The 11,121-nt window shown below is 71.2% G+C and carries 12 protein-coding genes and 1 pseudogene; 3 read left to right on the top strand and 10 right to left on the bottom strand.

The window, feature by feature from the left end:
* The 6 genes and pseudogenes from IEY17_RS24835 to IEY17_RS24805 form a co-directional block, all read right to left on the bottom strand.
* Positions 1-416 (bottom strand): annotated as a pseudogene (locus IEY17_RS24835) (hypothetical protein); the annotation flags it as partial.
* A gap of 250 nt (positions 417-666) precedes the next feature.
* Entirely contained in the window at positions 667-1,239 is a 573-nt protein-coding gene (locus IEY17_RS24830) for a 1,2-dihydroxy-3-keto-5-methylthiopentene dioxygenase (protein ID WP_188991880.1), read from the bottom strand.
* Positions 1,236-1,871, bottom strand: a complete 636-nt coding sequence (gene mtnB / locus IEY17_RS24825; protein ID WP_188991877.1) for a methylthioribulose 1-phosphate dehydratase — start codon at positions 1,869-1,871, stop codon at positions 1,236-1,238. The genes IEY17_RS24830 and mtnB overlap by 4 nt, the downstream gene beginning before the upstream one ends.
* On the bottom strand, positions 1,868-2,590 hold the full coding sequence (gene mtnC, locus IEY17_RS24820; RefSeq protein WP_188991876.1) for an acireductone synthase: 723 nt from the start codon (positions 2,588-2,590) through the stop codon (positions 1,868-1,870). Before mtnC ends, mtnB begins: the two co-directional genes overlap by 4 nt.
* Positions 2,587-3,621 (bottom strand): s-methyl-5-thioribose-1-phosphate isomerase, encoded by a 1,035-nt coding sequence (locus tag IEY17_RS24815; protein ID WP_188991874.1) that lies wholly within the window; start codon positions 3,619-3,621, stop codon positions 2,587-2,589. Before IEY17_RS24815 ends, mtnC begins: the two co-directional genes overlap by 4 nt.
* Before the next feature lie 358 nt (positions 3,622-3,979).
* Positions 3,980-4,426 (bottom strand): hypothetical protein, encoded by a 447-nt coding sequence (locus IEY17_RS24805; protein ID WP_188991872.1) that lies wholly within the window; start codon positions 4,424-4,426, stop codon positions 3,980-3,982.
* A gap of 436 nt (positions 4,427-4,862) precedes the next feature.
* Here IEY17_RS24805 and IEY17_RS24800 point away from each other — a divergent pair, with 436 nt between their 5' ends.
* A complete protein-coding gene (locus IEY17_RS24800; protein WP_308424026.1) occupies positions 4,863-5,288 on the top strand; it encodes an aminotransferase class IV in 426 nt (141 codons plus the stop codon).
* Here IEY17_RS24800 and IEY17_RS24795 read toward each other — a convergent pair.
* Positions 5,279-6,016, bottom strand: a complete 738-nt coding sequence (locus IEY17_RS24795) for a helix-turn-helix transcriptional regulator (RefSeq protein WP_188991870.1) — start codon at positions 6,014-6,016, stop codon at positions 5,279-5,281. The two genes, IEY17_RS24800 and IEY17_RS24795, sit on opposite strands and share 10 nt — an antisense overlap.
* 54 nt (positions 6,017-6,070) lie before the next feature.
* On the opposite strand from IEY17_RS24795, the gene IEY17_RS24790 reads away from it, so the two are divergent.
* Positions 6,071-7,237, top strand: a complete 1,167-nt coding sequence (locus IEY17_RS24790; protein ID WP_188991869.1) for an MFS transporter — start codon at positions 6,071-6,073, stop codon at positions 7,235-7,237.
* A gap of 20 nt (positions 7,238-7,257) precedes the next feature.
* On the opposite strand, the gene IEY17_RS24785 is transcribed toward IEY17_RS24790, so the two are convergent.
* The gene (locus tag IEY17_RS24785; protein WP_229680595.1) at positions 7,258-8,019 is read right to left on the bottom strand and encodes a GrpB family protein; all 762 of its coding nucleotides are present in this window, start codon (positions 8,017-8,019) and stop codon (positions 7,258-7,260) included.
* 46 nt (positions 8,020-8,065) lie between these two features.
* Here IEY17_RS24785 and argG point away from each other — a divergent pair, with 46 nt between their 5' ends.
* Complete coding sequence (argG, locus tag IEY17_RS24780) at positions 8,066-9,484, top strand: argininosuccinate synthase (RefSeq protein WP_188991868.1); 1,419 nt, start codon at positions 8,066-8,068, stop codon at positions 9,482-9,484.
* Between the two features lie 116 nt (positions 9,485-9,600).
* Here argG and IEY17_RS24775 read toward each other — a convergent pair whose 3' ends face one another.
* Entirely contained in the window at positions 9,601-10,176 is a 576-nt protein-coding gene (locus IEY17_RS24775) for a putative immunity protein (protein WP_188991867.1), read from the bottom strand.
* Between the two features lie 56 nt (positions 10,177-10,232).
* A complete protein-coding gene (gene mug / locus IEY17_RS24770; RefSeq protein ID WP_188991865.1) occupies positions 10,233-10,796 on the bottom strand; it encodes a G/U mismatch-specific DNA glycosylase in 564 nt (187 codons plus the stop codon).
* Positions 10,797-11,121: the final 325 nt, after the last annotated feature.

Raw genomic sequence — 11,121 nt, 5'->3', positions numbered from 1 at the left:
GGTCCACCGATGCCACCAGGCCCGGTGACACCACCCCCCGGATCATCCGTTCGACTGGGGGACAAAGTCATGCCGAGCCTGGCGACCAGAGCTCCAAGATCAGAGCCGCGAAAACGGTAACGGGGGGCACATCCGGCCACCATGAGTCCGGCGGCGAACACCGCGACCCCGACACGCAACGGCACCGCGGGTCCCCGCGCGTCAGCCCACCCGCCGCAGATCACCATGCTGACCACGCCCGCGGCCATCGTGCCGCCGAAGGCCAGCGCGTACAGGGCCAGCCCGTCCAGGGCCTGCGCGACGGTGGGCATCGCGGTCGCCACAGCCACGTACTCGAAGGCCACCAGCGAGATCAACGTCAGCGCACCCGCGGTCAGCTCCCGGTGCGGCCGAGCCAGCAGCCCCTCGGCGGTCACGCACCAGGCCCGCTGCCGCTCAGCAGCTGAGCAACCGCCTCGCCCGCTGCCCTGGTGCACCAACGCTCTGCGCCACCGCACCCAGGGAAAACACCACCGCTGAACCGGCGAAATCGGAAACTGCCGGGCAGGATGAGTTTTTCAACTTCAGGCGAACTGAAAACTCTGGGGTGGGTGCCCCAGTTCAGGGGACAACGGCCCTGGCTCCCACCTGCCGTGGAGGCAGGTGGGAGCCAGGGCAGGGGTGGCCTCAGCGCGAGGCCATCAACTCGTCGAACGACGGGAACCGCTCCGCGATGTCGGTGCCGCAGAAATCACCCACCCAGCCGTCCTCGTCGTGGAAGAACCGGATCGCCACGAAATCCGGGCGCACCCCCATGTCGAACCAGTGCGTCGTGTTCGCCGGAACACTCAACAGGTCCCCGGCCTCGCACAGCACCGCATACACCTTCTCGCCGATGTGCAGGTAGAACACCCCGGCGCCGCGGGCGAAGAAGCGGTCCTCGTCATCGTCGTGGGTGTGCTCGGACAAGAACTTCTCCCGCGCGGCCCTGGCCTGCTGCGCCCACTGCTCGTCCTCGCGTGGCGTCATCACCGCCGCGTCGACCTTGATGTAGCCCTCGGCGTCGATGACCCGGTCCACCTCGGCGCGGTAAACCTCCAGCACCTGCTCGCCCGAGACGTCCGGCGGCAGTTCCTTGAGCTCCCACCGTTCGAAGCGCACCCCGAACTGCTTGAGCACGTCGGCGATCTCCTGCGGGTCCTCGGTGCGCAGCTCCACCGTCTCCGGGCCCGATTCCGGCCACACCGTCAACACCGTCATGCCATGTCCTCCTCGGTCCCGCCTGCCGACAGGGCGAACTGGAACAACCACTGCAAGCATTCCGTTCGGTGGCGGGCCTGCACCAGGTCCCGGCCCCAGACATACAACCCGTGCCGCGCCACGATCACCGCCGGGGTGGCCGGATCGAAGACCTGCTCGAACGCATCGCCCAGCACCACCATGTCCTGGCTGTTGGGCACCACCGGCACCGTCACCACGTCGTCGTCGCGGCGCCCCAGGCCCTTGAGCATCTCCAGGTCCCGCAACACCACACCGCCTGGCCAGCGCTGCGCGGCCAGTACCGCTGACAGCATGTGCACGTGCACCACCGCGCCCGCTCCTGCGGTCGCCGCGATCCGCGCGTGCAGCCCCGCCTCGGCCGACGGGCGCTGCGCCGGGTTGGGCTGGTCGGGTACCGCGGTGCCCGCGGCGTCGACCACCACCACGTCGGCCGCGGTCAGTTCTCCCTTGTCCAGGCCGCTGGCGGTCACCGCCAGCCGCAGCGGGTCGCGTCGCAGCGTCATCGACAGGTTCCCCGAGGTGCCCAGCATCCAGCCGAGCCGGGCGAACCGGGCGGACTCGGCGGCCAGCGCCGCGCCCGCCTGCTCAAGGGCGATGGTCTCGGTGCTCATGCGATCACCTCGAGCCGCACGTCGTCGAACGTGGACACCGCCGGATGCGTGCCGAAGTCGGCGTCGGCGTACGGTTCTCCGGGCCGCGCCAGGCCCACCGTCTGCCAGCCCGCCGCCGCGGCCGCATCCAGCTCCGCGGGCACGTCGGAGAAGAACACGATCCGCCGCGGCTCGCCCTCACCCAGGCCCGCCGCGATCGCCTCGTAGGAGCGGTGTTCCCGCTTCGGTCCGGCGTTGACGGTGTCGAAGTGGTGGGCGAACAACTCCCGCAGATCACCCGCCGTGGTGTGGGAGAACGACGCCTTCTGCCCGGCCACCGAGCCTGAGGAGAACACCGCCAGCCGCGCCCCGCGCTGCCGCCACGACCGCAGTGCCGGCACCACGTCCGGGAAGTAGTCGGTGGTCAGCTCGCCGCGGGCGTAGCCCTGCTGCCAGATCAGGCCCTGCAGCGTCTTCAGCGGTGTGGCCTTGCGGTCGGCGTCCATCCAGGCGTGCAGCACGGCGACCACCTCATCGGTGCCTGCTTGTGCACTCAGCCCGGCTTCGGTCCTGACCTGCGCGACCGCCTCGGCCACCACCGGGTCGTCGCCGTGGTCGCGGATCCACGGGCCCAGCCGCGGGCGTGCGTAGTCGTAGAGCACCACGTGTACCTGGCTGGTGGGGGTCAACGTCCCCTCGATGTCGAGCACGACCCAGCGGGCCGCGACGTGCACGCTCACGACGCTGTCCCCCCGCTCCAGTACTCGTGCACCCGCTGCGGCGGGAAGGCGCCCCGGTCGGTGACCACCGTGGAGACGAACCGCGGGTCGGTGACGTCGAAGGCCGGGTACAGGCCCTGCACCCGCCTGCTGGCGGTGCGCCGCCCCAGGGTGTGCAGCACGTCCTCGCCGTCACGGAACTCGATCGGCACGTCGGCCCCGGTGGCCGACTCCGGGTCAGGGGCGTGGCACAGCGCGTGATAGGGCACCCCGAAGGTGTGCGCGGCCACGGCCAGCTGCAGCGTGCCGACCTTGTTGATGACGTGGCCGTCCATGGTGACCCGGTCGCTGGCGGTCACCAGCGCGTCGAGCTGCCCGGCGCGCATCAACGACGCGGGCATGCCGTCGGTGACCAGCGTGGTCTGCACGCCCATCTCGGCCAGCGTCTCGGCGGTCAACCGCGCGCCCTGCAGGTACGGGCGGGTTTCGGTGCACACGAACGACAGCTGCTTGCCCTGCTGCAGGGCCGCTTCGACCATCCCCACCAGGTACAAATCACCCCAGCAGTGGGTGAGCACCCGGGCCTGCTGCGGCAGCAGGTCCGCGGCGGCCCGGCCCATCGCGCGGCTGCGCTGCCGGTAGTCGGCGTCGCCGGCGCGGGCACCGGCCAGCGCCGCGGCGGCGATGTCGTGCTCGGCGGCGTCCACGGCCGCCAGCACGTGCGCCACGGCCTTGCGCGGCTGGTCGTTGGTGGGGCGGGTGGCGATCAACCGGTCCCCGGCGGCCCGCAGGTGGGCGCGCGCGGTGTCCGGGTCGGCGTCGGCGACCTCCCGGGCGGCCAGCACCATGCCCCACAGCACCGCGAAGTAGGGGCCGGAGGACTGGGTCACCATGTCCTCGATCGCCCGGGCGACCTCCTCGACCGTGCGCGCGTGCACCCAGCGGTGCTCGAAGGGGAACACTCGACGGTCCAGGATGTGCACCCCGTCGTCGGCCAGGCGGACGCTGTCGGCCAGCGTCGGTGAGCCGGGATGCTCAGCAGGTGGCGGCATACCGTCCTCGATGCAGGGGTCGTGGGGTTGTGTCGCCAGGGTATCGGCGTCGCGGCGGTCATCGGCAAACTGATCCACATCCCGGGAGCCGACGCGCGGCTTGTTAGGGTGCCGGCACCGGCCGTGATCACCGCGGTCCGCGCCGCAGCGGCGCCGGGCAGACCAGCTGATCCGCACGCTGGGCATGGGCGGGCGGGCCGACGCCCGCTGGGACACACTGTCGCAGGGCGAACGCGGCCGGACCCTCATCGCCCGCGCGCTGATGCCGGTGCCGCGGCGGTGACCGGCTGGCCCCAGCCGGGCGGCGATGCCGTCGACGAGGCAGTCCTGACCTGCCCGCGAACAGCAGCGAACGCGCTCAGCGCCGCTTTTTCGGCGGATCCTTGCGCAGCAGGTCCGGGCCGATGATCCGGCGCACCACCCGTCGCATCAGGCTGCGCTTTTTCACCGGAGCCGCCGGCCGGGGCGCCTGCCCCGCGGGCTCGGTCGCGGGCGGCTCCACCGCCGGCTGCGGACCGGTCACCGTTGATGTCGAGGCGGCAGCCGGGGGATCGGGATTGAGCTGCTTGGCGAACTCGGGCTGCTCGTCGCGGATCGCCGGGATGTAGGGCTGGGTGACCTCCACCCGCGCGGGAGCCGGCGGGCGGGGATCCTGCCGAGCCGGGGCCATCACCTCGTCCAGGGGCAGCTCACCGACGATGCGGGTGGTCGGCGGACCACCCAGGTCCGGCCGCTTCTGCTGCTGCGCCTCCGAGGGGACCAGGGGCTGGAACCACGGTCGAGCAAGGTCGTCTTGAATAGTCATCCGTATCGACTCTGCGGGAGCAACGGCCAGTGTCACCGGATCAGGGGCTTCCCTCACCGGTGCAAGAGACCCTACCGGTAACGGACCGATAAAGCACACCCCGTGTTTCCCCAGCTGTCGTCCGCCGATCACGCCCAGTGTCCATACCGCCATCCAGCGCAACGAACTCCACCGAACCGTCCACAGTGAACTCCACAATCCGCTGATCAGCGGCAACGAAAACCCCCACCGCGTCGCACAACCGGTGATCGCGGAGCGTGATCACGCTGGTGTGCGGTGTGCCGGCAAGCCCGGTCGGCGTCAACCCCGTCTGCCGGGAACTCATCGCCCACTACCACGACCAGCACCGCGGGCTGTGAACCGCATCACCCGCGGTTGAGTACGAGCGCTTCCTGCCCGTCACCAAGCACGTCGGCGAACTCGCCAAAACTACTTCCTGCGCCTGGCCGCCGCCCAGGGCTTCGACGACGCCGTCTTTCTCGACCGCCGGGGCAGGCTCAGCGAAGCGACCATCTGGAACCTCGCCTTCTGGGACGGCACCGCGGTGGTGTGGCCCGAAGCCGATGTGCTCGGCGGCATCACCATGGGCATCCTGCGCCGCCAACTCCACCGCATCGGCATCCCCCAGCGCACCCGGCCCGTCACACCCGCCGACCTGCCGGCCCTCGCCGGAGCGGTCGTGATGAATTCCTGGACACCCGGCGTGGCGGTCACCCGGATCGGCTCGACGCCCCTGCCCGAAGCACCGTCCTTCCTGGACATCCTGCACCGCGCCTACCAGGCCGAAACACCCACCGTGCCGGGAAACCCCACCCCCGCCGCGGCCCTGCGCCGCTGGTGCGCGGCCCCGTATCACCGGTAGGTGCCCGGGGTGTGCCCGAAGGCGCGGCGGAAGACGTCGATGAACGCACTGGCCGACGACCAGCCGCAGGCGTGCGCCACCGCCGTCACCGGGGTGCCCTCGGCCAGCAGCACCAGGGCCCGGTACAGCCGCAGCTGGGTGCGCCACTGCGAAAAGCTCATGCCGAGATCGCGGCGGAACAGCCGGGTCAGGGTGCGGTCGCTGGCCCCGACCTGCCTGCCGAGCGCGGCCAGCGTGCGGTTGTCGGCCGGATCGGCGTGCAGGATCGCGCACAGCTCCCGCAACCGCGGATCGGTGGGCGCGGGCAGGTGCACCGGCTGCTGCGGTGAGGCCCGCAACTGGTCGAGCAGCACCGCGCGCAGCCGCGTGCGCTCGGGGCTGTCGTCGTGCGGAGCGCGCGTGTAGGCCAGGATCAGCTCCCGCAGCAGCGGGCCGACGCTGAGCACCGTCGGCTCGTCCAGGCCAAGTGGGTTGTTGGTGGCTGGCAACCCGACCAGGTGCAACTCCAGCTCGCCGTGGGCCTGGTGGGCGTGTGTGGTCCCGGCGGGCACCCAGATCGCCCGGGTGGCCGCGGCGACCCACGAACCCGCATCGGTGGTGATGGCCAGCACCCCGCGCGCGGCGTAGACGATCTGGTGGTCGTCGTGGCGGTGCGCGTCGATGGCGGCCCCGTGCGCCAGCCGCTGCGTGCGGGTCGGCGCGACCGAGACGTGGCGGATTTCCGACATCGCCTGGCAGATTAACGGAAGCACGACACGCCGGTGCGCGGCGAACATGACCGGGTGCGTCAGAACAAGTCGATCATCCTGTTGTCGGTCGGGCATGCCTGCGTGGACGTCTACCAGGGCGCAGTGGCCGCGCTCGTGCCGTTCTTCGTCGCCGAACGCGCCTACACCTACGCCGCGGTGTCGGGCATCGTGCTGGCTGCCTCGCTGCTGTCCTCGGTGGCCCAGCCCGTCTTCGGTGCACTCACCGACCGGTGGGCGATGCCGTGGCTGCTGCCGGTGAGCACGGTCCTCGGCGGGATCGGGGTCGCGGCGAGCGGTCTTGGCGGTTCCTACCCGCTGGTCCTGGTGTTCGTGACGATCTCCGGGCTCGGCGTGGCCGCCTACCACCCCGAGTCCGCACGCATCGCGCGGATCGCCAGCCGGGGCAGCCACACCGCGATGGGCTGGTTCTCCCTCGGCGGCAACCTCGGTTTCGCCGCCGCGCCGCTCGTGGTCGCCGCCGTCGTGGCCACCGGCGGCCTCCGGCTCACCCCGCTGCTCGTGCTGCCCGCCCTGGTCGGCAGCGTGCTGTGCCTGCCGGTCCTGCGGGCCCTGAACACCGCCGCGCCCCGCAACACCGGCACCGCTGCGGCACGCGGCAGCGACGACCGGGCGTCGTTCGCGAAGCTGGCACTGGCCGTGGTGTGCCGGTCCATCGTGTTCACCGGCCTGAGCGCCTTCCTCTCGCTCTACGCCCAGCAGCGCACCGCAGGCGGCACCACCGCGGGGACCGCGGCGCTGTTCGTGCTCTACCTCGGCGGGGCGGTGGGCACCGTACTCGGCGGCCGCCTGGCCCAACGCTGGGGCAGGGTCACCGTGATGCGCTGGTCGTACCTGCTCACCGCCGCCGCGGTGGCCGGTGTCGTGTTCCTGCCCGGCCCGGTGTTCTTCGTGTTCGCGGCGTTGACCTCGGCGGGCCTGTACGTGCCGTTCTCGCTGCAGGTCACACTCGGCCAGGACTACCTGCCCACGCGGGTGGGCACCGCCAGCGGCATCACCCTCGGCCTGACCGTCAGCATCGGCGGCCTGGTCAGCCCCATCCTCGGCGGCATCGCCGACGCCACCAGCCTGCAGACCGCGCTGGCGCCGCTGATCGTGATGCCCGTGGTGAGCTGGCTGGCCGCGCGTACCCTGCCCGAACCCGCGGCACCGGCAGCACTTGGCGAACCCGCCCGCGCCTGACGATCAGGTGGTCGGGCGTGTCACGGTCCTGTGCTCCGCGCCTCATCGGGCGGCCTCGCCCGGTCCATGATCTCCTGGATCACCGCGGTCTTGGCCTCGGCGTAGTGCTGCACGTGCCGCCACACCCGCCGCGCCAGCTCCCGCTCGACCCGCGCGTAGCGGTCCCGGTCGGCGTCGTTGGCCCGCAACCAGTCGCGGAACCGCAGCATCCAGTCGACCTCCGCCGCACCCGAGCTGAACACGTGCAGGTTGACCGCGGGGTCGGAGCCCTTGAACAGGCGGTGGGCGAACCAGTCGGGCTCACCAACGCGCAACACGTACCCGGCCGCCTCCAGGTCCGGCACGTAGGCGGGCTCGGCGGAGGAGTCCGCCACGATGAGCACCATGTCGATGATCGGCTTGGCGCACGGTCCGGGCACCGGGGTGGACCCGACGTGGGCCGCCTGCAACGCCCGCTCGCCGAGCGTGGAGCGCACCCGCCCGGCGTGCTGCGGGAACAACTCGGGCCAGCGCGGGTCGTAGTCGACGAGCGCCACCGGCGCGTTGTGCGGCGTGCGCTCGCCCACGGTGATCCTCTGCAACTCCTCGTCACTCATCGGCGCAGCGTCGTCCGGCGTCGACGACATCACCGCTCCCTTCCCAGGGGTGGCGGCCAACACCGCCAACAGTCCGAAGCCGACGACGGAACGCGGCGGCACCGACACCCACCACCGCAGCGCCTGACCGGTGCTGGCGGCACCCTGCGATCTCGGTGCACGTTCGGCCAGGTCAGAGCCTGCCACACGACCCGATTTTATAATCATGCAGTCAGTCGCATAGTATTGCTGCATGTCCAAGGTTCTGACGAGTCTGCCGGTCGGCCAGCGGGTCGGCATCGCCTTCTCCGGGGGTCTTGACACCTCCGTCGCCGTGGCCTGGATGCGCGACAAGGGCGCGGTGCCGTGCGCCTACACCGCCGACATCGGGCAGTACGACGAGACCGACATCGCTTCCATCCCCGGCCGGGCCAAGGACTACGGCGCCGAGGTGGCGCGGCTGGTCGACTGCCGCGAGGCGCTGGTCGAGGAGGGCCTGGCCGCGCTCGCCTGCGGTGCCTTCCACATCCGTTCAGCCGGCCGGACCTACTTCAACACCACCCCGCTCGGCCGCGCCGTCACCGCCACCCTGCTGGTGCGCGCCATGCTCGCCGACGACGTCGAGATCTGGGGCGACGGCTCCACCTTCAAGGGCAACGACATCGAGCGGTTCTACCGCTACGGGCTGCTGGCCAACCCGCGGCTGCGCATCTACAAGCCGTGGCTGGACACCGACTTCGTAGGCGAGCTCGGCGGCCGCAAGGAGATGTCGGAGTGGCTGCAGGCCCACGGCCTGCCCTACCGCGACAGCGCCGAGAAGGCATACTCCACCGACGCCAACATCTGGGGCGCCACGCACGAGGCCAAACAGCTCGAGCACCTCGACACCGGCATCGAGATCGTCGAGCCCATCATGGGCGTGCGGTTCTGGGACGAGTCCGTCGAGATCGCACCCGAGGACGTCACCCTCACCTTCGCCCAGGGCCGCCCGGTCGCCATCAACGGCAAGGAGTTCGCCTCGCCGGTCGACCTCGTGCACGAGGCCAACGCCATTGGCGGCCGCCACGGCCTGGGCATGAGCGACCAGATCGAGAACCGCATCATCGAGGCCAAAAGCCGCGGCATCTACGAGGCGCCGGGCATGGCCCTGCTGTTCATCGCCTACGAGCGGCTGGTCAACGCCATCCACAACGAGGACACCATCGCCACCTACCACGCCGAGGGCCGCAAGCTGGGCCGGCTGATGTACGAGGGCCGCTGGTTCGACCCGCAGTCGCTGATGCTGCGCGAGTCGCTGCAGCGGTGGGTCGGCTCGGCGGTCACCGGCGAGGTGACCCTGCGGCTGCGGCGCGGCGAGGACTACTCGATCCTGGACACCACCGGACCGGCGTTCTCCTACCACCCGGACAAGCTGTCGATGGAGCGCACCGAGGACGCGGCCTTCGGCCCGGTCGACCGCATCGGCCAGCTCACGATGCGCAACCTGGACATCGCTGACTCCCGCGCCAAGCTTGAGGGCTACGTCCAGCTCGGCCTGGTCGGCCACGCCCAGACGAAGCTGATCGGGTCGCTGCAGGCTGGCGGGGCCGAGGCGATCGCGGCCCTGGGCGCGCACGAGGAGACCGAGGCCGAGGCGCTTGACCGCGCCGCGATGGAGTCCGGCACCGACTGACCCTTCCCGCGTGTCCGTTCCCCGGAAACCCCCAAGCGGTTTCCGGGGAACGCTGCGGCCACTCTTCCCGCTGCCACGCCCGCCGGATCACAGCGCCGTGTGCTGTCAGGCGCGGTTCAGGGTTGGTCACCACGGCCGGTCGCCAGCTGCCGCAACGATGCGTCCAGTATCCGCACCAGCTCGCCCACACGGCCGCGGCCACTCGGGGCGTTCGGGTAACGCGCCAGGACGCTCACCACGGTGGGGCTGGCCAGACCTCGTGCCTGCTCGATGTAGGCGGCGCCCACGTCGCGGTCATAGCCGGCATCAAGCTCGAACGCGCGCGCCGCGTGGGCGGCCGATCCAAGAATGTGCAGCACCTGAGTGGCCTTGGCCAACGGGTGCAAAAACGCCGCACCGGCCGCGGCAACCGCCGCGCGTGCCGCATCGCTGGCCGCAGCCTGCCCCGCATCGCGGGTCTGCTGAAACGCCCGGTGCGCCGCCCACGCGCTGTCACGGATCGCCTTGGTCCGCGTGGCTGTGTCCACGAACGCCTGCCCAGCCTCGATCGCGGCTCGTGGCCGCCGATCGTCAGGACGGGCACGTTCGAAGATCACCACAGCGGGCGCCGCGCAGGCCACGGCAAAGCGGGTGACCTCGCGCAGTTGCGCCACGCTGAGTGCGATCGTCAGATCCTCGTCGGCCGCGGTCATGATGCCAAGACCGTATCGTTGACCAGTTTTTCCGCGGCAGGTGAACCCGAAGCGGGTCAGCCGCCGGATCCCTCCTCGACGGCGCGGCGCAGCTGGCGGAACTCCGCGGCCAGGGTCGCCGCCGTCCAGTGGGCGTTCAGGCCGCTGGGATTGGGCAGCACCCACACCCGGGCGCCCCCGATGCACCGGTCCTGGCGACCCACCGTCGCCCGCCGCTGCCCGAAGGCCACCCGGTAGGCCGTGATGCCCACCACCGCCACCCACGCCGGCTGGTAGCGCCGCACCTTCCGCGCCAGCACCTGGCCACCGGCCCGCAGCTCGTCGTCGGACAGCTCCGCGGCCCGCGCGCTGGCGCGCGCCACGAAGTTGGTGATGCCCAGCCCGTAATCCAGCAGCTCGGCCTGCTCGTGCGGTTGCAGCAGCCGCGGCGTGAACCCCGACGCGTGCAGGGCGGGCCAGAACCGGTTGCCCGGGCGCGCGAAGTGGTACCCCGTCGCCCCCGACCACAGACCCGGATTGATCCCGCAGAACAGCACCCGCAGACCGGGGGAGAGGACATCGGGAATCGTCACGCCCTCCGCCGCCGCCAACTGCTGCGCACTCGGCCGGTTCGCACCCAACTGCAGCCTCCTCACCACACGATGCACCGCCGACGGTAACCGCACCGCCCACCACGGCCTCGGCCGCCACGCAACCGCCACCAGCCGCTGCCCACCACCAGTCGATTCCTGACAGGGCAAGCACGGAAATGCCCAGGCGACCCGCTGGCCTTCCCGACGAGCACCGGATCCATCGCAATCGCAGCGGGAAAGTGTCGCGGGGGGGTGTTCCTATGGTTTTGTCAAGCGGCGGCTGGGGGTGCCGGGGGTTGGGTTGTGGGGCGGGTTGGCTGGTAGAGGGTCTTGTTGCGGAGCATGGCGAACAGGACGTCGCAGCGTCGGCGGG

Origin of the sequence: Saccharopolyspora thermophila (assembly GCF_014646075.1) — a bacterium.
GTDB classification, from domain to species: Bacteria; Actinomycetota; Actinomycetes; order Mycobacteriales; family Pseudonocardiaceae; genus Saccharopolyspora; species Saccharopolyspora thermophila.
This window is presented reverse-complemented; position numbering and strand designations above follow the sequence as displayed.

Excerpts from the sequence above, each read along its gene's own strand:
- IEY17_RS24795 (WP_188991870.1), bottom strand. The coding sequence starts at position 6,016 with ATGTCGGAAATCCGCCACGTCTCGGTCGCGCCGACCCGCACGCAGCGG.
- IEY17_RS24815 (WP_188991874.1), bottom strand. The coding sequence starts at position 3,621 with ATGCCGCCACCTGCTGAGCATCCCGGCTCACCGACGCTGGCCGACAGC.
- IEY17_RS24830 (WP_188991880.1), bottom strand. The coding sequence starts at position 1,239 with ATGACGGTGTTGACGGTGTGGCCGGAATCGGGCCCGGAGACGGTGGAG.
- IEY17_RS24805 (WP_188991872.1), bottom strand. The coding sequence starts at position 4,426 with ATGACTATTCAAGACGACCTTGCTCGACCGTGGTTCCAGCCCCTGGTC.
- IEY17_RS24775 (WP_188991867.1), bottom strand. The coding sequence starts at position 10,176 with ATGACCGCGGCCGACGAGGATCTGACGATCGCACTCAGCGTGGCGCAA.
- argG (WP_188991868.1), top strand. The coding sequence starts at position 8,066 with ATGTCCAAGGTTCTGACGAGTCTGCCGGTCGGCCAGCGGGTCGGCATC.
- mtnB (WP_188991877.1), bottom strand. The coding sequence starts at position 1,871 with ATGAGCACCGAGACCATCGCCCTTGAGCAGGCGGGCGCGGCGCTGGCC.